The following is a 20,837-nucleotide window of genomic DNA, read 5'->3' as shown; positions in this document are numbered from 1 at the left end:
CTCAGCTCGTGGCGTCGACCATGCCGTGGCGCACGGCCAACAGCGCCAGCTCCACGTCGCTGGTGATCGCCAGTTTTTCGAAGATGCGGTAACGGTAGGTGTTCACCGTTTTCGGCGACAGGCACAGCTTGTCAGAGATGCTCTGCACCTTCTGGCAGTCGGCGATCATCAGCGCAATCTGGATTTCGCGCTCCGACAGCAGATCGAACGGCGAACCGTTCTGCTGCGGCTGGAACGGCTTCAGCGCAAGCTGCTGAGCGATCTGCGGGCTGATGAAGCGCTGTCCGGCGAACACCAGACGGATGGCTTGCACCATCTCTTCGAGGGCCGCGCCCTTGGTCAGATAGCCGGCGGCACCGGCCTGCAGCAGGCGCGTCGGAAACGGGTCGTCTTCGCAGGCGGTGACTGCGATGACCTTCAGGTCAGGATGACTGCGCAGGAGTTTGCGGGTTGCTTCCAGGCCACCGATGCCGGGCATCTTGATGTCCATCAGCACCACGTCGGGTTTGAGCTCACGCGCCTTCAGCAGCGATGCCTCGCCGGAGTCGGCCTGCCCTACCACTTGTAGCCCGTCGATATCGGCCAGCATACGCGTAATGCCGGTACGCACCAGATCGTGGTCATCGACCACTAAGACCTTAATCAAACGACACCTCATGCACGTCAGGGGCCGCTCCCTGCAGCGGTAATTCTTGTGTGTCGGCAACCTTATCAAAATCTGCAGGCTGGACCTAGTTTGGCGCACAGTAGTCAAAAGACAAGCGCCAGAAACCAAACAAGGAAGGGGATATGCGAGGAGAGAAATGGCGGAAGCGCAGAGATTCGAACTCTGGGGGCTGTTACACCCGGCGGTTTTCAAGACCGCTGCCTTAAACCACTCGGCCACACTTCCGCAGGTAACGCGGGGCCGCCATCTTACCGAAAGGAAACACACTGTCAAACTCTCGCCGTTGGCCTGGCGCGGGGCTTTGCTATGATGCCAGGCAACTACGGATTTGGACTTCACGCCCAGGAGAGCATGCCATGCACGAACAAGATTACGTCCTCAACCAGACGCAAGCCGCGCAGGGCGAGGTCAGCCGCGTTCTGCGCAATACCTACGGCCTCCTCGCCCTCACCTTGGCCTTCAGCGGGGTAATGGCTTACGTCGCCCAGCAGATGAACGTTCGCCACATGAACGTCTTCGTGCTGCTGATCGGCTTCTACGGCCTGTTCTTCCTTACCACCAAGCTGCGTAACTCGGCGTGGGGTCTAGTCAGCACCTTCGCTCTGACCGGCTTCATGGGCTTCACCCTCGGCCCGATCCTCAACCGCTACCTCGGTATGAGCGGTGGCGCCGAAGTGGTGACCGCTGCCTTCGCCATGACCGCTCTGGTCTTCTGCGGCCTGTCCGCCTATGTGCTGACTACCCGCAAGGACATGAGCTTCCTCAGCGGCTTCATCACCGCCGGCTTCTTCGTCCTGCTCGGTGCAGTGCTGGTCAGCCTGTTCTTCCAGATCAGCGGCCTGCAACTGGCGATCAGCGCCGGCTTCGTGCTGTTCTCGTCGGCCTGCATCCTGTTCCAGACCAGCGCGATCATCCACGGCGGCGAGCGCAACTACATCATGGCGACGATCAGCCTGTACGTGTCGATCTATAACCTGTTCGTCAGCCTGCTGCAGCTGTTCGGCATCATGGGCAGCGACGACTGATCCATGCCCCACCGACAAAGCCCGCTCCGGCGGGCTTTTTCATGCCTGCGCCGCGCATCTTCGGTATCATTCCGGCAGATTCGCTGCGCCTGGGAACATCATGAAATTCGCCATTGCCCTGTTCTCCCCGCCCCATGCCCCCTCCTCCCGACGCGCCTTGCGCTTCGCCCAGGCGGTGGTGGACGGAGGTCACGAGATCGTGCGTTTGTTCTTCTATCAGGACGGTGTGCACAGCGCGTCGGCGAGCATTGTCGCGCCCCAGGATGAGCTGGATGCCGCCGCCGAGTGGCGGAGCTTCGTCAGCGGCCGCCAGCTCGACGGGGTCGTATGCATTGCCGCGGCCCTGCGCCGTGGCGTGCTGAATGATGAAGAGGCGCGCCGCTACGAACGCAATGCCGCCAACCTCGAGCGGCCGTGGGAATTGTCCGGTCTCGGCCAGCTTCACGAAGCCGCGCAACTGGCCGATCGCCTGATCTGCTTCGGAGGCAACTGAGATGGCCAAGTCGCTGTTGATCATCAGCCGCCAGGCACCCTGGGCCGGCCCGGCGGCACGCGAAGCGCTGGACATCGCGCTGGCCGGCGGCGCCTATGACCTGCCGATCGGCATGCTGTTCCTCGATGATGGCGTCTTTCAGCTGGCCCCTGCCCAGCAGCCCGGCCAGCTACAGCAGAAGGACCTCAGCGCCAATCTGCAGGCGCTGCCGCTGTTCGGCGTGGAGTCGCTCTTCGCCGCCGCGCGCAGCCTTGGCGAGCGAGGCCTGAATGCGTCGGCCTTGAGCCTGGCGGTCCAGGTGCTGGATGACGTTGCGCTGACCGCACTGATCGATCGTTACGACCAGGTGATTACCCTCTGATGGCTACCCTGCACATCCTTTCCCATTCGCCATTCAGCGACAGCCGGTTGACCAGCTGCCTGCACCTGCTGGGCGCGCACGACGGTCTACTCCTCACCGGGGACGCCGCCTATGCCGTGCAACCCGGCACCGTGCAGCTACAGGCGCTGACGCTGATCTCCGAGAGAGTGAAGCTGTACGCCCTCGACGAGGATCTGCAGGCCCGTGGCTTGTCTGCTCCACCCCGTCTCGAGGCGCTCGACTATCCCGCCTTCGTCGAGCTCTGCACCCGTTACGACAAGGTCAACAGTTGGCTATGAGTGCACTGACTGTCGCGGGGCGCCGCATTGCGCTGGACAAGGACGGCTACCTGGTCGACCTGCAGGACTGGGCTCCTGAGGTGGCGAGTGCGCTTGCCGAGCAGGAGGAGATCGTGCTGACTGCCGCGCACTGGGAGATTCTCGAGCTGCTGCGCGGCTTCTATGCCGAGTTCCAGCTCTCGCCGGCAACCCGGCCGCTGATCAAATACATCGCCCTCAAGCTCGGCCCCGAGAAAGGCAATAGCCTGCACCTCAACGGCCTGTTCAAGGGCACTCCAGCCAAACTGGCCGCCAAGCTGGCGGGCCTACCGAAACCGACGAATTGCCTATGACCGCCGCGCCGCTCACCTTGGTCACGCCAGAGGAACACCCCTTCGCCCAGTTCGTCCGCATTCTTGGCAAGGGCAAGCGCGGCGCGCGCGACCTGACGCGCGACGAGGCCCGCGCAGCGATGGGCATGTTGCTCGACGGCAGCGTCGAAGAGACCCAGCTTGGCGCCTTCCTGATGCTGCTGCGCCACAAGGAGGAGAACGCCGAGGAGCTGGCCGGCTTCACCGAGGCCGTGCGTGAGCGCCTGGATGCCCCGGCGATTGCGGTCGACCTCGATTGGCCCACCTACGCCGGCAAGAAGCGGCACCTGCCCTGGTACCTGCTGGCCGCCAAGTGCCTGGCCGGCCAGGGACTGCGCATCTACCTGCACGGCGGCGGCGCCCATACCGCCGGGCGCCTGTACAGCGAGCAGCTGCTCGAGGCACTGAACATTCCGCTGTGCCGCGACTGGGCCGCGGTAGCGCACGCCCTCGACCAGCAGCACCTGGCCTTCCACCCGCTGGTCGACTGGATGCCGCGCCTGCAACGCATGATCGACCTGCGCAACACCCTCGGCCTACGCTCGCCGATCCACTCGCTGGCACGCATCCTCAACCCGCTGCAGGCGCGCTGCGGTCTGCAGAGCATCTTCCACCCCGGTTACCAGGAGCAGCACCGCGAGGCCAGTCGCCTGCTCGGCGATACCGCGCTGGTGATCAAGGGCGAAGGCGGCGAGATCGAGATCAACCCGGACGCGCGCAGCCATCTGTTCGGGGCCACCGCTGGTGTCAGCTGGGACGAGGAATGGGCGCCGCTGTCGCCGCTGCGGCATGTCAAACCCGAACAACTGGACCCCGCCCAACTGCAAGTCGTCTGGCGTGGCGATGTGGATGACGCCTACGGTCTGCTGGCCGTTCAGGCGACCATGGCCCTGGCGCTGCGTGGCTTGGGGGTCTCTCAGGAAGAGGCGTTCGCGCGGGCCGCTGAGTACTGGAGCGCGCGCGACAGATCGATTTAATCGATTGAAATGCGCCGCTTTTTTCGCGATTAGTTCGAGCAAGCTGACTTAGACTCAAGTCACTTACACGAACGCGAGGGCACCTCCATGGGCCTGCTGATCGACGGACAATGGCGTGACCAGTGGTACGACACCAAGCGCGATGGACGCTTCCGCCGCGAGGACGCGCAGCGGCGCAACTGGATCACCGCCGACGGCAGCGCTGGCCCTAGTGGCGAAGCTGGCTTTCCGGCCGAAGCCGGCCGCCATCACCTGTTCGTGTCGCTTGCCTGCCCCTGGGCGCACCGCACGCTGATCTTCCGACAGCTCAAAGGCCTCGAGGGGCTGATCGACGTCTCCGTGGTCAGCTGGCTGATGGGTGAACAGGGCTGGACCTTCGACGTCGACCATGGCTCCAGCGGCGACGGCCTCGACGCGCTGACCTACCTGCACCAGCGCTACACCCTCGACGACCCGCATTACAGCGGACGCGTCACCGTGCCGCTGCTCTGGGACAAACAGCGGCGGTGCATCGTCAGCAACGAGTCGGCGGAAATCATCCGCATGTTCAACAGCGCGTTCGACGGGCTGACCGGCAATCGCCTGGACCTCTACCCGCGCGAACTACGCGAAGAGATCGACGCGCTCAACGCGCGCATTTACCCGGCAATCAACAACGGCGTGTACCGGGCGGGCTTTGCCACCACGCAGGAAGCCTATGAAGAGGCGTTCATCACCCTGTTCGATGAGCTCGAGTGGCTGGAAGCTCGCCTAGGCGAGCGGCGCTATCTCACAGGCGAGCTACTCACCGAGGCCGACTGGCGGCTGTTCACCACGCTGATTCGCTTCGACGCGGTGTACCACGGCCACTTCAAGTGCAACCGCCAGCGCATCGCCGACTACCCCAATCTGTCGAACTGGCTGCGCGAGCTGTATCAATGGCCGGACGTGGCGCAGACCGTGGACTTCGAGCACATCAAGCATCACTACTACGCCAGCCATCGCACCATCAACCCGACCGGCGTGGTGCCGCTCGGACCGCAGTTGGACTTCGATGCGTCGCACGATCGCGCCCGCTTGCCGGGACGCGGCATCGCGCGCAACGGCTAAAGGCTTACTGAGCGCCTTCGAACCACGCCAGCTTGTCGCGCAACTGCACCACCTCGCCGACAATCACCAGCGTCGGCGCATGCACTTCATGCTCGGCGACCAGGCTCGGCAGGTCGCTGAGAGTGCCGGTGAACACCCGCTGATTGCGCGTGGTGCCCTGCTGCACCAGCGCCGCCGGCGTGTTCGCCGCGCGGCCGTGGCGGATCAGCTCCGCACAGATCACCGGCAAGCCGACCAGGCCCATGTAGAACACCAACGTCTGCCCAGGCGCGACCAGATCGGCCCACGGCAGATCGCAGCTGCCGTCCTTCAGATGGCCGGTGACGAAGCGCACCGATTGCGCGTGGTCGCGGTGGGTCAATGGGATACCGGCGTAGGCCGCGCAACCGCTGGCCGCGGTGATACCTGGCACGACCTGGAAGGGAATGCCGTGAGCCGCCAGCTCTTCGATCTCTTCGCCGCCGCGCCCGAAGATGAACGGATCCCCGCCTTTCAAGCGCAGCACGCGCTTGCCCTGCTTGGCCAGCTCGACCAAGCGGCTGTTGATCTGCTCCTGCGGCAAGGCGTGCTCGGCGCGCTGCTTGCCAACGTAGATGCGCTCGGCGTCGCGACGGCACAGTTCAATGATCGCCGGGGCCACCAGGCGGTCGTAGAGCACCACGTCGGCCTGCTGCATTAGGCGCAGGGCGCGGAAAGTGAGCAGATCCGGATCACCCGGCCCGGCCCCGACCAGATATACCTCGCCCAGCGACCGCGGAGCGGCGCCGGCCAGCTTGGCTTCGAGTAGGCGCTCGCCCTCGCCCAGCTTGCCGGCGAACACGCTTTCGGCAACCTGCCCCTGAAACACGTCTTCCCAGAACACGCGACGCTGCTGCACGTCAGGAAACAGCGCCTTCACCCGGGCCCGAAAGCGCTTGGCCAAGCCGGCCAACTGGCCATAGGTGGCGGGAATCCAGGTCTCGATCTTGGCTCGGATCAACCGCGCCAGGACCGGCGCATCACCACCGCTGGTCACGGCGACGATCAACGGCGAACGGTCGACGATCGCCGGAAAGATCACGCTGCACAGCTTCGGCGCGTCCACCACGTTGACCGGAATCCCCAGCGCCTGGGCCTCGGCGGAAATCTGCGCGTTCAACACCTCGTCGTCCGTCGCGGCGATCACCAGCACCACGCCGGAGAGGTCGGCGGCGAAGTAGCCGCGCCGGTGCGTTTCACCGTGCTGCGCGGCGACCAGTTGCTGCAGCTCGGGGAGCACCTCCGGAGCGACCACGCGCAAGTAGGCGCCAGCGTCAGCCAGTAGGCGCGCCTTGCGCAGCCCGACCTCACCACCGCCCACCACCAATACCGAGCGACCCTTGAGGTTGTGGAACAGAGGGAGGAAATCCATAGGACGTTCTCGCGAAGAAAATGAAACGGGGCGGCCCGTGCCGCCCCGCCAAGTGTGCCGACCGGGTCGCTTAGCCGATCACTTCTATGTCGCCCATGTAGGGCTTGAGCACTTCCGGCACACGAATGCTGCCGTCGGCTTGCTGGTAGTTCTCCAGCACCGCAACCAGGGTGCGACCGACTGCCAGCCCCGAACCGTTCAGGGTGTGCACCAGCTCCGGTTTGCCGGTTTCCGGATTGCGCCAGCGCGCTTGCATGCGCCGCGCCTGGAAATCGCCGCAGTTCGAGCAGGAGGAGATTTCACGGTACTTGTCCTGACTCGGCACCCAGACTTCCAGATCATAGGTCTTGGTGGCACCGAAACCCATGTCACCGGTACATAGCGCCAGCACTCGATACGGCAGCTCGAGCAACTGCAGCACACGCTCGGCGTTGCCGGTGAGGCTTTCCAGCGCCTCGGCGGACTTCGACGGCTCGACGATCTGCACCATCTCGACCTTGTCGAACTGATGCTGGCGGATCATGCCGCGGGTATCGCGCCCGGAGGCACCGGCTTCGCTGCGGAAGCACGGGGTGTGAGCGACAAGTTTCAGCGGTAGCTGCTTGGAGTCGAGAATCTCGCCAGAGACGATATTGGTCAGCGATACCTCGGCGGTCGGGATCAGGTAGAAATCCGCCTCGCCTTCGCGGCTGATCTTGAACAGGTCGCCCTCAAACTTCGGCAGCTGGCCGGTGCCGAGCAGCGCCGGCGCCTGCACCAGGTAGGGCGTGTACGCCTCTTCGTAGCCATGTTCGGCCACGTGCAGGTTGATCATGAACTGCGCCAGGGCGCGGTGCAGGCGCGCAATTGGTCCGCGTAACAGGGCGAAGCGCGCGCCCGACAGCTTGGCCGCGGTCTCGAAGTCGAGCCAGCCGTGCTGTTCGCCCAGCGCCACGTGATCCTTGATCTCGAAGTCGAACGCCGTCGGCGTCCCCCAGCGACGCACTTCGACGTTGGCGTCCTCATCCGCGCCGACCGGTACCGATTCGTCTGGCAGGTTAGGCAGGCCCAGCAGCAGCGCATCAAGCTCCGCCTGAATGCTGTCCAGCTCCTGCTTGCCTTCACTCAGCTCGCTGCCCATGCGCTCGACGTCGGCCATCAGCGGGGCGATGTCTTCGCCGCGGGCCTTGGCCTGACCGATGGATTTGGAGCGCGCGTTGCGTTCTGCCTGCAGCTGTTCGGTACGGGTCTGTACCGCCTTGCGCTGCGCCTCGAGGGTCTCGAAGCGCGCGACATCCAGTTGAAAGCCGCGCGTGGCCAGGCGTGCGGCCACGTCTTCAAGCTGAGTGCGAACGAGTTTGGAGTCGAGCATGGTGATGGTCCCAGAAGATCGGAGTTGCGGCGGATCGCGCCGGCTGCAGAGCTGCGAAGTTTACGGTCTTAGCGCCGCCAAGCCGAGTCCTTTTGCGATGAAATCCAAGTCACCCTTGCATTTATCGGCATAAGCCTTTTTCCTAGCCCGAACATTCGATCTTCGCAAACGGACGTGCCCGTGCTCAAAGCCATTGTCGCCATCTCCGTCGGCTCCGCAACCGGTGCGCTGCTGCGCTGGTTCCTCGGCCTGAAGCTGAACAACCTGATGCCGGCAGTACCACCGGGGACGCTGGCGGCCAACCTCATCGGCGGCTACATCATCGGCCTGGCGATCGCCTATTTCGCCAGCGCGCCGAACCTGTCGCCGGAGTGGCGATTGCTGATCATCACGGGATTCTGCGGCGGCCTGACCACCTTCTCGACCTTTTCCGCGGAGATCGTCTCGCTGCTCCAGCAGGGCCGCATTGCCATTGCGGCCGGGGCGATCGCACTGCATGTCAGCGGCTCGCTGCTTATGACCTTGGCGGGCCTGTTTAGCTGGCAGTGGCTGGCGCGCTGAGCGCCAACGTCTAATCAGGGGCGGCGTTTGCGCAGGCTCTGCCGATCCTGCCCGGCGAGGCGCTCGAGCTTCTCGCGAATCTTCAGCTCCAAGCCGCGCGGCACCGGCGCGTAGTAGCGGCGCGGTTCCAGCTGCTCGGGGAAGTAGTCTTCCCCCGCCGCGTAGGCATCCGGCTCGTCGTGGGCGTAGCGGTACTCGTCCCCGTAGCCCAGTTCCTTCATCAGCTTGGTCGGTGCGTTGCGCAGGTGCAACGGCACTTCCAGCGAGCCGTGTTCGGCGGCATCGCGCATGGCCGCCTTGAAGCCCATATACACCGCATTGCTCTTCGGCGCGCAGGCCAGATAGACGATGGCCTGGGCCACCGCCAACTCGCCCTCAGGGCTGCCCAGGCGCTCCTGCACATCCCAGGCATTCAGGCAGAGTGTCAGCGCCCGTGGGTCGGCGTTGCCGATGTCTTCACTGGCCATACGCACGACGCGGCGAGCCAAGTACAGCGGATCGCAACCGCCATCGAGCATGCGCGCATACCAGTACAGCGCCGCATCGGGATTGGAACCGCGTACCGATTTGTGCAGCGCAGAAATCTGGTCGTAGAACGCTTCGCCGCCCTTGTCGAAGCGCCGGCGGCTGTCGCTGAGCAGGTTCTGCAGCAGCTCGCTGTCGATCACCTGGCCGTCCTCGACCAGGTCGGCGGCATTTTCCAGCAGGTTGAGCAGGCGGCGACCGTCGCCATCGGCGGCGGCGCAGAGTATCTGGAAGCTCTCTTCAGGCAGGCTCAACTGCCGCCGCCCCAGCCCCTTGTCCTCCTCCAGCGCGCGGCGCACCAGCTTGCGCATGGCCGCCGCGTCCAGGCTCTTCAGCACATAGACGCGTGCCCGCGACAGCAGCGCATTATTCAGCTCGAACGAGGGGTTCTCGGTGGTGGCACCGATAAAGATCAGCGTGCCGTCCTCGACGTAAGGCAGGAAGGCGTCCTGTTGCGACTTGTTGAAGCGGTGCACTTCATCGACGAACAGGATGGTGCGGCGGCCATACTGCGCGGCCTGCTGCTTGGCCATGTCCACGGCCTGGCGGATTTCCTTGACGCCCGACAGCACCGCGGAAATGGTTTCGAAATGCGCCGAGGACACTTTGGCGAGCAGCTTGGCCAGGGTGGTCTTGCCCACCCCGGGCGGTCCCCAGAAGATCATCGAGTGCAGCGCGCCCTGCTCCAGGGCCTCACGCAACGGCTTGCCCGCCGCCAGCACATGCTCCTGGCCGACGTACTCATCCAGGCTGGTGGCACGCAGGCGTGCCGCCAGGGGCTGAGCAAGGGGTTCGGAGCGGAACAGGTCCATGGGCCTCGTTACTCTTGGATGACGTCGGCGCCTTCGGGGATCTTGAAGTCGAACTGCCCGGCGTCTACCGACTGATTCATTTTCACGCCGAAGAACAGGATGTTGGTGCGTTGGCCAACGCTGTCGATCAACTGCATGTCGTTGATCACGCCCTTGCGGAACGACAGGCGCAGGCTGTCGAACAAGGTGTCCTTGGCCTTCGGCTTGAGGGTGAAGTCGACCACGTCACCCGCCTCTTTGTGGCTGATCTCGAAGTTCGAGCTGATCTTCGACACATCGCCGGACAGCAGCAGCGCCGGAGTGTGGGTCAGGCGTTGATCGAGGGTCTGGATAGTCACCTGCTGCAGGTCTGGGTCATACAGCCAGACCTTGCTGCCATTGGACACCAGCAGCTGCTCCATCGGCGCGTCGGTGCTCCAGCGGAACAGCCCGGGGCGCTTGAGGATCATGTCGCCGGAGGTTTCCTGCAGCTGCGTGCCGGAACCGTCCAGGGTCAGCTGGGAAAAGCGCCCGGTGATGGTTTGCGCCTGGTCCAGCATTTGAGTCAGGCGCTGCACGGACGCCTTGTCGTCGGCCATGGCCGGCAGCGCGGCAATGCCCAGTGCGGCGATCAACAACAGACGGATCAGACGCATGAAAATCCTCTTACTCGGTAGGTCTGCAGAGCGGAGGCCAAGTCGGCACCCGCGGGCATGAAGGGGAGAAGTTTACCGGGAGTCGCCGCGCATTGCCCGCACCGCGCCGCCAGGCACTGTGCGGGCAATGCAGTGAGCTAGTCGCGTACCGGCGACGGCGCGATCACTTCGCGCGAACCGTTGGTGTTCATCGAGGTGACCACCCCGGCCATTTCCATGGCTTCGATCATGCGTGCCGCGCGGTTGTAGCCGATCTTCAGCTTGCGCTGCACTGCGGAGATCGAGGCACGCCGCGATTCGGTGACAAAGCGCACCGCCTCGTCATACAGCGGGTCGTCCTCGCTGCCCTCGCTGCCCTCGCCCGAGCCGCCATCGAAGCCACCACCGGCGCCACCCTCTTCGGCACCGGCGAGGATGTCTTCGATGTAGTCCGGAGCGCCACGCAGCTTCCACGCCTCGACCACGCGGTGCACTTCATCGTCGGAGACGAAGGCGCCGTGGACACGAATCGGTAGGCCGGTACCCGGAGGCAGGTACAGCATGTCGCCGTGGCCGAGCAACTGCTCGGCGCCGCCCTGATCGAGAATGGTGCGCGAATCGATCTTGCTCGACACCTGGAAGGCCATACGGGTCGGGATGTTGGCCTTGATCAGGCCGGTGATCACGTCCACCGACGGCCGCTGGGTCGCGAGGATCAGGTGAATGCCGGCGGCACGCGCCTTCTGCGCGATACGCGCGATCAGCTCTTCGACCTTCTTGCCGACGATCATCATCATGTCGGCAAATTCGTCGACCACCACCACGATGGTCGGCAGGGTCTTCAGCAGCGGCGCCTCATCTTCCATGCTTTCGCGGCGATACAGCGGGTCACTCAGCGGTGTGCCCGCCTCCTCGGCGTCTTTCACCTTGCGGTTGAAGCCGGCCAGGTTACGCACGCCCATCGCTGCCATCAGCTTGTAGCGCCGCTCCATCTCGGCGACGCTCCAGCGCAGCGCATTGGCCGCCTCTTTCATGTCGGTGACAACCGGACACAACAAGTGCGGAATGCCCTCGTAGATCGAGAGTTCGAGCATTTTCGGGTCGATCATGATCATCCGCGCCTCTTCTGGCGTGGATTTGAACAGGACCGACAGAATCATTGCGTTGACCCCGACCGACTTACCGGAGCCCGTGGTACCGGCAACCAGCAGGTGCGGCATCTTCGCCAGGTCGGCAATCACCGGTCGACCGCCGATGTCATGGCCCAGCGCCAGGGTGACTGGCGACTTAGCATCATCGTACTGGCTCGACTCGAGCACCTCGGAGAAACGCACGATCTGGCGGTCTTCGTTGGGAATCTCGATACCGACGGTTGTCTTGCCCGGGATTACCTCAACCACACGCACGCTGATCACTGCCAGCGAACGGGCGAGGTCCTTGGCCAGGTTGGAAATGCGGCTGACTTTCACGCCAGCAGCCGGTTGGATCTCGAAACGGGTGATTACCGGGCCTGGATGCACGGATTCGACAATCACCTCGACGCCGAACTCCTTGAGCTTGATCTCCAACAGGCGCGACATGGCTTCCAGCGACTCGGGCGAGAAGCTCTTCTGCTTCTTCTCAGCGGGGTCGAGGATGGAAATAGGTGGCAAGGTACCTTCGACTGCGCTGTCGACAAACAGCGGCGCCTGTTTTTCCTTCAAAACGCGCTTGCTCGGCTCGGCGGCCTTCGGTGCCTCCGGCGGAGTGATCTGCACCGTCGGGCGCTTCTCGCGCTCGCTCATATGCTTGGTGAGCGACTCTTCGCGCTCGATCAGGCGCTCCTTGACCTTGGCCTGCTCGCGGCGATCCGGAACGACCGGAGCTGCGACCTCGTTGACCCGATCATCGACTTCACGAAGCTGAGCAACCAGCTGCTTACGCTCAACCCGGGCACTCCACCAGCGGTTGATCAGGCTCTGCACCAGCTCGAACAGGTCCAGAGTGATCTTGCCGGTCAGGTCCATGACCTGGAACCACGACAAATCGGTGAACACCGTCAGACCAAACAGGAACAGTGCGATGAACAGCAAGGTGCTGCCCTGCACGTTCAGCGCCGCTACCGCCAGCTGGCCCAGGCTTTCACCGAGCGCACCACCCGCCGACGCCGGCAGGCTGGTACCGGAATGGAAGTGGATGTAAGCCAGGGCCGCGCCCGAAAGGACCAGGAACACCAGGCCGATCAGACGCCAGGAGAACAGCCAGCCGCTCCACTGCCAGGGCTGATGGCGGGCGCGGAAGACCTGCCAGGTTTTGACGGCAAGCAGCAACGGAAAGAGGTAGGCGAAATAGCCCAAGGCCATGAACAGGATATCGGCGAACCAGGCCCCCGCCCGACCAGCAGAGTTCTGCACCTGTTCGACATTGCTGGTATGGCTCCAGCCCGGATCGCTCTGGTCATAGGTCAGCAGCGCCATCCACAGATAGAGGCACAGCGCGCCCAGGGCGATCAGCGCCCCTTCCTTGAGTCGGTACGGCAACTGCTGTCGCCAGACCGGAGCTTGAACGTTTGTGTTCGATTTCTTCAAAACGCTTTTTACCCTGCGCGCTCTGCGCACCCAACGGTCGACGAAGTGCCTGAAACGCGGCCTATTGTACGGCCCTGGCTACGACATGCCATGCCGAATCCGGAAGCTCTCGCTCCATGGGTGCTTCGGTGTAGCATAGTCGCCAGCAGCGTACACGCGACTCAATTTGAGCATGCAAACTCTTTTGTGACAAAGGCTTATGAGGTGTTTTTATGAGTGAAGTCAAGCATTCGCGCCTGATCATCCTGGGCTCCGGCCCGGCAGGCTACAGCGCCGCCGTCTATGCCGCGCGCGCCAATCTCAAGCCTGTGGTCATCACCGGAATCCAGCCCGGCGGTCAGCTGACCACCACCACCGAAGTCGACAACTGGCCCGGCGACGTCGAGGGCCTGACCGGCCCAGCGCTGATGGAGCGCATGCAGAAGCACGCCGAACGCTTCGACACCGAGATCATCTACGACCACATCCATACCGCCGAGTTGCAATCCAAACCGTTCACGCTCAAAGGCGATAGCGGCACCTACACCTGCGACGCGCTGATCATCGCCACCGGCGCCTCCGCTCAATACCTCGGCCTGCCGTCCGAAGAGAGCTTTGCCGGCAAGGGCGTCTCGGCCTGCGCGACCTGTGACGGCTTCTTCTACCGCAATCAAGTGGTATGCGTGATTGGCGGCGGCAACACCGCCGTGGAAGAGGCGCTGTACCTGTCGAACATCGCCAAGGAAGTCCACCTGATCCACCGCCGCGACAAGCTGCGCTCGGAGAAAATCCTGCAGGACAAGCTGTTCGAGAAAGCCGAGAATGGCAACATCCGCCTGCACTGGAACCAGACCCTAGACGAAGTGCTGGGCGACGCGAGCGGCGTCACCGGCGTGCGCCTGAAGCATGCACAGAGTGGCGAAACGCAGGAACTAGCTCTGGCCGGCGTGTTCATCGCCATCGGGCACAAACCGAACACCGACCTGTTCAAAGGGCAGCTGGAAATGCGTGAAGGCTACCTACTGATCAAAGGCGGCAGCGAGGGCAACGCCACCGCCACGGCGGTTGAGGGCGTTTTTGCGGCCGGCGACGTCGCCGACCACGTCTATCGCCAAGCGATCACATCCGCCGGCGCGGGCTGCATGGCAGCCCTGGACGCCGAAAAGTACCTCGACGACCTGTGAGGCATGAGCGGGCATCGAGTGCCCGCCTCTACCCTCCCCTCCATCCGGATCGCCGATGCTGACCTGGCTCAAGCGCAACTCACTGGACTTCCCTCCAGTGAGCAAGGCGCTGCGCGAGCCTAATGGGCTTCTGGCTGCTGGCGGCGACCTAAGCCCCGAACGGCTGGTCCAGGCGTATCGCCACGGCTGCTTCCCCTGGTACCAGGACGGTCAGCCACTGCTCTGGTGGTCACCCGACCCGCGCACGGTGTTGTTCCCGGACGAGTTGCACGTCTCACGCAGCTTGCGCAAAGTGCTGCGCCAGGGCCTGTTCGAGGTCACTTTCGATCAGGATTTTGCCGCAGTGATTCATGCCTGCGCGGGCCCGAGGAGCTATACGGACGGCACCTGGATTACCGAGCCGATGCAGGCTGCATACGCGGCGCTGCACTCGAAGGGAATCGCTCACTCGGTCGAAGTGTGGCGTGCTGGTGAACTGGTCGGCGGCCTGTATGGCCTGGCGATCGGTAGATTGTTCTTCGGCGAATCGATGTTCAGCCGAACGGACAATGCCTCCAAAGTCGGTTTTGTCACCTTGGTTAAACAGCTGCGCGACTGGGGATTCGTGATGATCGACTGCCAAATGCCGACACAACACCTGCACAGCCTGGGCGCTCGAGCGATTCCGCGCGATGACTTCGTGACGTACCTGGCCCGCCATCTCGATCAGCCGTCGACGGCAACCTGGCCTGCCTAGGCGAGCCCCGCAGCGTGGCTTACACTTATCGCAAGGTCAATTTTGAGACACGACCATGACCGAGCTGGCCCGCTTGAAGTTCTATGCCACCCAGCCTCATCCGTGCAGCTATTTGGCCGAGGAGCAAGCTACGACGCTGTTCCTCGACCCCAGCCAGCCGATGGACGTGGAGCTGTACGCCGAACTCTCGGAGATGGGCTTTCGTCGCAGTGGCGATCACCTGTACCGCCCGCACTGCCAGCGCTGCACCGCCTGCATTCCCGCGCGCATTCCCGCCGCGAGCTTCATCCCCAATCGCCAGCAGCGTCGCATCCTCAAGCGCAACGCCGACCTTGACGTGCGCGCCGTTCGGCCAACCTTTACCGAGGAGTACTACGCCCTCTATGTGCGCTACATCGAACAGCGCCACGCCGACGGCGACATGTATCCTCCGAGCCGTGATCAGTTCTCCACTTTCCTGGTCCGCGACCTGACGTTCTCCCGCTTTTACGAGTTCCGCGAGAGCGGCCGCCTGCTGGCAATCGCCGTCACCGACGTGCTTTCCAACGGAATGTCGGCGGTTTACACCTTTTATGACCCCTCCGAAGAACGTCGCAGCCTGGGGCGTTATGCGATCCTCTGGCAGATCGCCGAAACCGCGCGCATGGGCCTGCAAGCGGTCTATCTTGGCTATTGGATCAAGAACTGCCGGAAGATGAACTACAAAACCCAGTACCGCCCGATTGAGCTCTTTGTCAATCAACGCTGGGTCCCGCTGACCTGAGCCCCTTGGCGGCCAAGCCTGTTTCGGGCACAATGCACGCCGATTTTGCCTGGCAGTTAGCTCCAGGCCACTCACTGAATACCGAGGGCACTACTGCATGTCGAAAGAAGACAGCTTCGAAATGGAAGGCACTGTCGTCGACACCCTGCCCAACACCATGTTTCGTGTGGAGTTGGAAAACGGGCACGTCGTAACCGCGCATATCTCCGGAAAAATGCGCAAGAACTACATCCGAATTCTGACTGGCGACAAAGTACGCGTTGAACTGACGCCGTACGACCTGAGCAAGGGGCGCATCACCTATCGCGCTCGCTAAACCCAGTCCCAACGAAAACGCCCGGCTAATGCCGGGCGTTTTCGTTACAGCTGTCGCGGGCTGTTAGGCCAATTCGGCAGCGATCTCGTACTCGAAGCTCAGCTCACCATCGTCCTTCAGGTCGATGTGTACCACTCCGCCGTGCTCCGCCAGCTCGCCAAAGAGGATTTGCTCTGCCAACGGACGCTTGATCTTCTCTTGAATCAAGCGCGCCATCGGCCTGGCGCCCATCTGCACGTCGTATCCGGAGCTAGCCAGCCAGCCTCGTGCGGCATCACTGACCTCCAGAGTGACATGCTTATCCTCGAGCTGCGCCTGCAGTTCGGTGAGGAACTTGTCGACGATGCTCTTGATGACTTCATGACTCAAGCGGCCGAACTGGATGATGGTATCCAGACGATTGCGGAACTCCGGCGTGAAGCTCTTCTTGATCACTTCCATCGCGTCGCTGGAGTGATCCTGATAGGTAAAGCCGATCGAAGCTCGCGCTGCGGTCTCGGCGCCGGCGTTGGTGGTCATGATCAGGATCACATTGCGGAAGTCCGCCTTGCGCCCGTTGTTATCGGTAAGCGTGCCGTGATCCATCACCTGCAGGAGCAGGTTGAAGACTTCAGGATGCGCCTTCTCGATTTCATCGAGCAAGAGCACGCAATGCGGCGTCTTGGTAATCGCCTCGGTAAGCAATCCACCCTGATCAAACCCGACATAACCCGGCGGCGCCCCGATCAGGCGCGAGACCGTATGTCGCTCCATGTACTCGGACATATCGAAGCGAACCAACTCGATACCCATGGCCTTGGCCAACTGCCGCGCCGCCTCTGTTTTCCCGACCCCGGTCGGCCCGGCAAACAGGAATGAGCCCACCGGCTTGTCCGGCGACTTGAGCCCCGCTCGCGAAAGCTTGATGGCGGTGGACAGTGAGTCGATAGCTGCGTCCTGACCGAAGACCGTCAGTTTGAGGTCGCGCTCAAGATTGCGCAGCAGCTCCTTGTCAGAACTGGTGACATTCTTCGGCGGAATCCGGGCGATCTTCGCCACGATATCTTCCACCTGGATCACATCGATTCGCTTAGCTCGCGTTTCCAGCGGCTGTAGACGCTGGTAGGCGCCCGCCTCATCGATGACATCGATGGCCTTGTCCGGCATATGCCGATCGTTGATGTAGCGCGCAGCCAACTCGGCTGCCGCACGCAACGCCTCATCGCTGTACTCGATGCTGTGGTGCTGCTCAAAGCGCGCCTTCAGGCCACGGAGGATGCCGATGGTATCCTCGACGGAGGGCTCGGTGACATCCACCTTCTGGAAGCGCCGCGCGAGCGCCCGGTCCTTCTCGAAGATGCCGCGGAATTCCTGGAAAGTCGTAGACCCGATGCAGCGGATTTCACCAGACGACAGCATGGGCTTGAGCAGGTTGGAAGCATCCATAACCCCGCCCGAGGCAGCACCAGCCCCGATGATGGTGTGAATCTCATCGATAAACAGCACCGCATGCGGACGCTTGCGCAACTCGTTGAGCAGCGCCTTGAAGCGCTTCTCGAAGTCGCCACGGTACTTGGTGCCAGCCAGCAGCGCGCCCAGATCCAGTGAATACACCACGCTTTCAGCCAGCAAGTCGGGAATCTGTCCGTCAACGATGCGCTTGGCGAGCCCTTCCGCGATCGCGGTCTTGCCCACTCCTGCCTCGCCTACCAGCAGCGGGTTGTTCTTGCGGCGCCGCGCCAGAATCTGCGCAACGCGCTCGACTTCATGCTCGCGACCGACCAAGGGATCAATGCGCCCCTGGCGCGCCAGGTCATTCAGATTGCTGGCATAGGCGTCGAGAGGATTGCCGGACGCCGGCGCTTCACCGCCATCCTCATCCTGCATGTCCTGATCGTGCTCGGGATGATCGTTGTGGCCCGGGACCTTGGAAATGCCATGCGCAATGAAATTAACGACATCGATACGGGCGATGTTCTGTTGCTTGAGCAAGAACACAGCCTGGCTTTCCTGCTCACTGAAGATGGCAACCAAGACGTTGGCGCCCGTGACCTCGCGCTTGCCAGAGCTCTGCACATGGAACACTGCGCGCTGCAATACGCGCTGGAAGCCCAGTGTCGGCTGGGTTTCCCGATCTTCGTCGTGCTGCGGAATCAGGGGAGTGGTGGAGTCGATGAACTCCTGCAGGTCATGCCGCAGCTTATCCAGATTGGCGCCACATGCCCGCAATACACTGGCCGCCGCATCATTATCCAAGAGCGCCAGAAGCAGGTGCTCGACCGTCATGAACTCATGACGCTTGGTGCGCGCCTCTTTGAAGGCCAGATTGAGTGTGACTTCGAGCTCGCGGTTTAACATGGCTTCACCTCTTACCCAAAACGGCCGGAATCAACCGTCCTTTTCTATCTCACAAAGTAGCGGATGCTGGCTCTCTTTCGCGTACTGATTGACCTGCATCGCCTTCGTTTCAGCGACATCGCGAGTAAAGACACCACAGACAGCACGCCCTTGCGTATGAACAGCCAACATGATTTTGGTTGCCAACTCCCTGTTCATGCTGAAAAACACTTCGAGCACTTCAACCACAAAATCCATAGGGGTGTAGTCATCGTTCAGCAGCACCACCTTGTACATTGGCGGTACCTGCAGCTTCGGCTTGGCCTCCTGCACAGCCAAATCGGAAGAATCACCCTCATGCGGCGCGGGATGATCCTGATTGAATGTTAGTCGAGTCTGGCTGTTTGAACGCATAAGGACTGGAAAGGTCATTGAGTGGGTATGCATGGAGCCAGACGGATTTTGACCTACTTCGCAGGCGGTCGTCGTCTAGCCTTGACTATCAGCAAAAGGGTGTTACAAACAGAGATACCCACATTGGGTACCAGGAGTTCCGCGTCTCATCCAAGGCGATCATTCTGCGCGGAATCGTAGTGGATGATACTCCAGCGATGGAGTCCTTTGCAGAGGGATATCAGCATGCTTAGCGGTAAGGTCAAGTGGTTCAACAACGCCAAGGGCTATGGATTTATCCTGGCAGATGGCCGAGATGAGGACCTGTTCGCCCATTACTCGGCCATTCAGATGGAAGGCTACAAGACGCTTAAAGCTGGCCAGCCGGTAAGCTTCGATATCGTCCAAGGCCCCAAAGGATTGCACGCGGTGAACATCAGCACAGCCCCTGTAACAACTGACGCCCTAACCGTTGCCCCGCAGAAGCAGAGCTCTGCCATCGAAGTCTGAAATAAAAACCTGGGCAAAAAAAGGCCGGTCATTTGACCGGCCTTTTTTATTACCGCTGATCGCTTACATGTGGGCGATCATGGCATCGCCGAACTCGGAGCACGACAGCAGCTTCGCACCATCCATCAAACGCTCGAAGTCGTAGGTCACAGTCTTCGCAGCGATAGCACCGTTGGTGCCTTTGATGATCAAGTCAGCAGCCTCGATCCAGCCCATGTGGCGCAGCATCATCTCGGCCGAGAGGATGACCGAACCCGGGTTAACCTTGTCCTGGCCAGCGTACTTCGGCGCGGTGCCGTGAGTAGCTTCGAACATTGCCACGTTGTCGGACAGGTTGGCGCCCGGAGCGATACCGATACCACCCACTTCTGCCGCCAGGGCGTCCGACAGGTAGTCACCGTTCAGGTTCAGGGTCGCGATCACGTCATACTCGGCCGGACGCAGCAGGATCTGCTGCAGCATGGCGTCGGCGATGGCGTCTTTGATTACAACGTTCTTGCCGGTGTTCGGGTTCTTGAATTGCATCCAAGGGCCGCCATCCAGCAGTTCTGCGCCGAACTCGTCGCGTGCGACTTCGTAGCCCCAATCCTTGAAGGCACCCTCGGTGAACTTCATGATGTTGCCTTTGTGCACGATGGTCAGCGAGTCGCGGTTGTTATCAACCACGTACTGCAGAGCCTTGCGCACCAGGCGCTTGGTGCCTTCTTTGGAAACCGGCTTCACACCGATACCGCAGTCCTGATCGAAACGGATCTTGGTGACACCCATCTCTTCTTTCAGGAACTTGATGACCTTGTTCGCTTCAGGCGAACCGGCCTTCCACTCGATACCGGCATAAATATCTTCGGAGTTTTCACGGAAGATAGTCATGTCAACGTCGCCGGGCTTCTTGACCGGGCTCGGCACGCCTTCGAACCAACGCACCGGGCGCAGGCAGACGTACAGATCCAGCTCTTGGCGCAGCGCCACGTTCAGGGAGCGGATGCCGCCACCGACCGGAGTGGTCAGCGGGCCTTTGATGGAAACAACGTAATCGCGCACAGCCTCCAGGGTCTCCTTCGGCAGCCAGGTGTCCTGGTCGTACACCTTGGTGGCTTTCTCACCGGCGTAGACTTCCATCCAGGCGATTTTGCGCTCGCCGCCGTAGGCCTTTTGCACGGCCGCATCGACGACTTTGATCATTACCGGGCTGATATCAGCGCCGATGCCGTCACCCTCGATGAACGGGATGATCGGGTTGTTCGGTACGTTCAGGGACATATCGGCATTGACGGTGATTTTGTCACCGGTTGCTGGCACCTGGATCTTTTGGTATCCCATGCTGGACTCCGTTGCTCTCGTGGTCTGACGTCCCGCCACGCGTATAGCGTGACAGATAGATCTTTGGGTCTCGGAAAGGCGACATATTCTTGTAGTTTTTCTACAGGATGTCACGCATTTTTCCGCTGGACCGCACAATGAACTGGCGCTTTTGGCGCACTCCAGCCCTATCAACCTGAAAAACCATGTAGTACGACTACAAGGCCGCTACAAGACCGCCATCTTCAAGGGCAGCCATT

The 20,837-nt window shown here is 62.0% G+C and carries 22 protein-coding genes and 1 tRNA gene; 13 read left to right on the top strand and 10 right to left on the bottom strand.

Features of this window, described 5'->3' with window-relative positions:
• Position 1: 1 nt before the first annotated feature.
• Positions 2–646: a response regulator transcription factor GacA gene (gene gacA / locus JQX08_RS13930; RefSeq protein ID WP_205349002.1), complete on the bottom strand. Its 645-nt coding sequence runs from the start codon at positions 644–646 to the stop codon at positions 2–4.
• A 158-nt stretch (positions 647–804) separates the two neighbouring features.
• A tRNA-Ser gene (locus JQX08_RS13925) sits at positions 805–892 on the bottom strand.
• A 131-nt stretch (positions 893–1,023) separates the two neighbouring features.
• Here JQX08_RS13925 and JQX08_RS13920 point away from each other — a divergent pair.
• The 7 genes from JQX08_RS13920 to JQX08_RS13890 all read left to right on the top strand — a co-directional run bounded on the left by JQX08_RS13920 (position 1,024) and on the right by JQX08_RS13890 (position 5,261).
• A complete protein-coding gene (locus tag JQX08_RS13920) occupies positions 1,024–1,692 on the top strand; it encodes a Bax inhibitor-1/YccA family protein (protein WP_205349001.1) in 669 nt (222 codons plus the stop codon).
• 100 nt (positions 1,693–1,792) lie between these two features.
• Complete coding sequence (gene tusD / locus JQX08_RS13915) at positions 1,793–2,185, top strand: sulfurtransferase complex subunit TusD (protein ID WP_205349000.1); 393 nt, start codon at positions 1,793–1,795, stop codon at positions 2,183–2,185.
• Between the two features lies 1 nt (position 2,186).
• Positions 2,187–2,546, top strand: coding sequence for a sulfurtransferase complex subunit TusC (gene tusC, locus JQX08_RS13910; RefSeq protein ID WP_205348999.1), 360 nt, complete (start codon positions 2,187–2,189; stop codon positions 2,544–2,546).
• On the top strand, positions 2,546–2,845 hold the full coding sequence (gene tusB, locus JQX08_RS13905; protein ID WP_205348998.1) for a sulfurtransferase complex subunit TusB: 300 nt from the start codon (positions 2,546–2,548) through the stop codon (positions 2,843–2,845). The genes tusC and tusB overlap by 1 nt, the downstream gene beginning before the upstream one ends.
• Positions 2,842–3,177, top strand: coding sequence for a TusE/DsrC/DsvC family sulfur relay protein (locus JQX08_RS13900; RefSeq protein WP_205348997.1), 336 nt, complete (start codon positions 2,842–2,844; stop codon positions 3,175–3,177). The genes tusB and JQX08_RS13900 overlap by 4 nt, the downstream gene beginning before the upstream one ends.
• Positions 3,174–4,172, top strand: a complete 999-nt coding sequence (locus tag JQX08_RS13895) for a glycosyl transferase family protein (RefSeq protein ID WP_205348996.1) — start codon at positions 3,174–3,176, stop codon at positions 4,170–4,172. The genes JQX08_RS13900 and JQX08_RS13895 overlap by 4 nt, the downstream gene beginning before the upstream one ends.
• 87 nt (positions 4,173–4,259) lie before the next feature.
• Complete coding sequence (locus tag JQX08_RS13890; RefSeq protein ID WP_205348995.1) at positions 4,260–5,261, top strand: glutathione S-transferase family protein; 1,002 nt, start codon at positions 4,260–4,262, stop codon at positions 5,259–5,261.
• Between the two features lie 4 nt (positions 5,262–5,265).
• Here the strand turns inward: JQX08_RS13890 and cysG are convergent, their stop codons facing one another.
• Positions 5,266–6,651 carry a siroheme synthase CysG gene (cysG, locus tag JQX08_RS13885; RefSeq protein WP_205348994.1) on the bottom strand — a complete coding sequence of 462 codons (1,386 nt, stop codon included), beginning with the start codon at positions 6,649–6,651 and terminating at the stop codon, positions 5,266–5,268.
• 70 nt (positions 6,652–6,721) lie between these two features.
• Positions 6,722–8,002: a serine--tRNA ligase gene (serS, locus tag JQX08_RS13880; RefSeq protein WP_205348993.1), complete on the bottom strand. Its 1,281-nt coding sequence runs from the start codon at positions 8,000–8,002 to the stop codon at positions 6,722–6,724.
• 180 nt (positions 8,003–8,182) lie between these two features.
• Here serS and crcB point away from each other — a divergent pair, with 180 nt between their 5' ends.
• Positions 8,183–8,563 carry a fluoride efflux transporter CrcB gene (crcB, locus tag JQX08_RS13875; protein WP_205349372.1) on the top strand — a complete coding sequence of 127 codons (381 nt, stop codon included), beginning with the start codon at positions 8,183–8,185 and terminating at the stop codon, positions 8,561–8,563.
• Positions 8,564–8,577: 14 nt separating this feature from the next.
• On the opposite strand, the gene JQX08_RS13870 is transcribed toward crcB, so the two are convergent.
• The 3 genes from JQX08_RS13870 to ftsK all read right to left on the bottom strand — a co-directional run bounded on the left by JQX08_RS13870 (position 8,578) and on the right by ftsK (position 13,111).
• Positions 8,578–9,900, bottom strand: coding sequence for a replication-associated recombination protein A (locus tag JQX08_RS13870; protein WP_205348992.1), 1,323 nt, complete (start codon positions 9,898–9,900; stop codon positions 8,578–8,580).
• Between the two features lie 8 nt (positions 9,901–9,908).
• A complete protein-coding gene (gene lolA / locus JQX08_RS13865) occupies positions 9,909–10,535 on the bottom strand; it encodes an outer membrane lipoprotein periplasmic chaperone LolA (protein ID WP_205348991.1) in 627 nt (208 codons plus the stop codon).
• Positions 10,536–10,672: 137 nt separating this feature from the next.
• The gene (gene ftsK / locus JQX08_RS13860) at positions 10,673–13,111 is read right to left on the bottom strand and encodes a DNA translocase FtsK (RefSeq protein ID WP_430472535.1); all 2,439 of its coding nucleotides are present in this window, start codon (positions 13,109–13,111) and stop codon (positions 10,673–10,675) included.
• A 182-nt stretch (positions 13,112–13,293) separates the two neighbouring features.
• On the opposite strand from ftsK, the gene trxB reads away from it, so the two are divergent.
• From trxB to infA, 4 genes are all read left to right on the top strand, one after another.
• Complete coding sequence (gene trxB / locus JQX08_RS13855; protein ID WP_205348989.1) at positions 13,294–14,244, top strand: thioredoxin-disulfide reductase; 951 nt, start codon at positions 13,294–13,296, stop codon at positions 14,242–14,244.
• Positions 14,245–14,299: 55 nt separating this feature from the next.
• Positions 14,300–14,980: a leucyl/phenylalanyl-tRNA--protein transferase gene (gene aat / locus JQX08_RS13850; protein ID WP_205348988.1), complete on the top strand. Its 681-nt coding sequence runs from the start codon at positions 14,300–14,302 to the stop codon at positions 14,978–14,980.
• Between the two features lie 55 nt (positions 14,981–15,035).
• Positions 15,036–15,743 (top strand): arginyltransferase, encoded by a 708-nt coding sequence (locus JQX08_RS13845; protein ID WP_205348987.1) that lies wholly within the window; start codon positions 15,036–15,038, stop codon positions 15,741–15,743.
• A 97-nt stretch (positions 15,744–15,840) separates the two neighbouring features.
• Entirely contained in the window at positions 15,841–16,059 is a 219-nt protein-coding gene (infA, locus tag JQX08_RS13840; protein WP_002553999.1) for a translation initiation factor IF-1, read from the top strand.
• Between the two features lie 63 nt (positions 16,060–16,122).
• On the opposite strand, the gene clpA is transcribed toward infA, so the two are convergent.
• Both clpA and clpS read right to left on the bottom strand, forming a co-directional pair.
• Positions 16,123–18,396 carry an ATP-dependent Clp protease ATP-binding subunit ClpA gene (clpA, locus tag JQX08_RS13835; protein ID WP_205348986.1) on the bottom strand — a complete coding sequence of 758 codons (2,274 nt, stop codon included), beginning with the start codon at positions 18,394–18,396 and terminating at the stop codon, positions 16,123–16,125.
• A 30-nt stretch (positions 18,397–18,426) separates the two neighbouring features.
• Entirely contained in the window at positions 18,427–18,789 is a 363-nt protein-coding gene (gene clpS / locus JQX08_RS13830) for an ATP-dependent Clp protease adapter ClpS (protein WP_205348985.1), read from the bottom strand.
• A 225-nt stretch (positions 18,790–19,014) separates the two neighbouring features.
• Here clpS and cspD point away from each other — a divergent pair, with 225 nt between their 5' ends.
• Entirely contained in the window at positions 19,015–19,278 is a 264-nt protein-coding gene (gene cspD / locus JQX08_RS13825; protein ID WP_205348984.1) for a cold shock domain-containing protein CspD, read from the top strand.
• Positions 19,279–19,341: 63 nt separating this feature from the next.
• Here the strand turns inward: cspD and icd are convergent, their stop codons facing one another.
• Positions 19,342–20,598, bottom strand: a complete 1,257-nt coding sequence (gene icd, locus JQX08_RS13820; RefSeq protein WP_205348983.1) for an NADP-dependent isocitrate dehydrogenase — start codon at positions 20,596–20,598, stop codon at positions 19,342–19,344.
• Positions 20,599–20,837: the final 239 nt, after the last annotated feature.

Source organism: Zestomonas insulae, assembly GCF_016901015.1.
In the GTDB taxonomy this organism is placed as follows: Bacteria; Pseudomonadota; Gammaproteobacteria; order Pseudomonadales; family Pseudomonadaceae; genus Aquipseudomonas; species Aquipseudomonas insulae.
The sequence above is the reverse complement of the archived record's forward strand: the minus strand, read 5'-3'. Positions and strand labels throughout refer to the sequence as shown.

Coding starts and splice junctions, on each gene's coding strand:
- JQX08_RS13870 (WP_205348992.1), bottom strand. CDS start 9,900: ATGGACCTGTTCCGCTCCGAACCCCTTGCTCAGCCCCTGGCGGCACGC.
- trxB (WP_205348989.1), top strand. CDS start 13,294: ATGAGTGAAGTCAAGCATTCGCGCCTGATCATCCTGGGCTCCGGCCCG.
- tusC (WP_205348999.1), top strand. CDS start 2,187: ATGGCCAAGTCGCTGTTGATCATCAGCCGCCAGGCACCCTGGGCCGGC.
- serS (WP_205348993.1), bottom strand. CDS start 8,002: ATGCTCGACTCCAAACTCGTTCGCACTCAGCTTGAAGACGTGGCCGCA.
- JQX08_RS13900 (WP_205348997.1), top strand. CDS start 2,842: ATGAGTGCACTGACTGTCGCGGGGCGCCGCATTGCGCTGGACAAGGAC.
- cysG (WP_205348994.1), bottom strand. CDS start 6,651: ATGGATTTCCTCCCTCTGTTCCACAACCTCAAGGGTCGCTCGGTATTG.
- lolA (WP_205348991.1), bottom strand. CDS start 10,535: ATGCGTCTGATCCGTCTGTTGTTGATCGCCGCACTGGGCATTGCCGCG.
- JQX08_RS13920 (WP_205349001.1), top strand. CDS start 1,024: ATGCACGAACAAGATTACGTCCTCAACCAGACGCAAGCCGCGCAGGGC.
- tusD (WP_205349000.1), top strand. CDS start 1,793: ATGAAATTCGCCATTGCCCTGTTCTCCCCGCCCCATGCCCCCTCCTCC.
- icd (WP_205348983.1), bottom strand. CDS start 20,598: ATGGGATACCAAAAGATCCAGGTGCCAGCAACCGGTGACAAAATCACC.
- JQX08_RS13895 (WP_205348996.1), top strand. CDS start 3,174: ATGACCGCCGCGCCGCTCACCTTGGTCACGCCAGAGGAACACCCCTTC.
- aat (WP_205348988.1), top strand. CDS start 14,300: ATGCTGACCTGGCTCAAGCGCAACTCACTGGACTTCCCTCCAGTGAGC.
- clpA (WP_205348986.1), bottom strand. CDS start 18,396: ATGTTAAACCGCGAGCTCGAAGTCACACTCAATCTGGCCTTCAAAGAG.
- clpS (WP_205348985.1), bottom strand. CDS start 18,789: ATGCGTTCAAACAGCCAGACTCGACTAACATTCAATCAGGATCATCCC.
- infA (WP_002553999.1), top strand. CDS start 15,841: ATGTCGAAAGAAGACAGCTTCGAAATGGAAGGCACTGTCGTCGACACC.
- JQX08_RS13890 (WP_205348995.1), top strand. CDS start 4,260: ATGGGCCTGCTGATCGACGGACAATGGCGTGACCAGTGGTACGACACC.
- JQX08_RS13845 (WP_205348987.1), top strand. CDS start 15,036: ATGACCGAGCTGGCCCGCTTGAAGTTCTATGCCACCCAGCCTCATCCG.
- cspD (WP_205348984.1), top strand. CDS start 19,015: ATGCTTAGCGGTAAGGTCAAGTGGTTCAACAACGCCAAGGGCTATGGA.
- tusB (WP_205348998.1), top strand. CDS start 2,546: ATGGCTACCCTGCACATCCTTTCCCATTCGCCATTCAGCGACAGCCGG.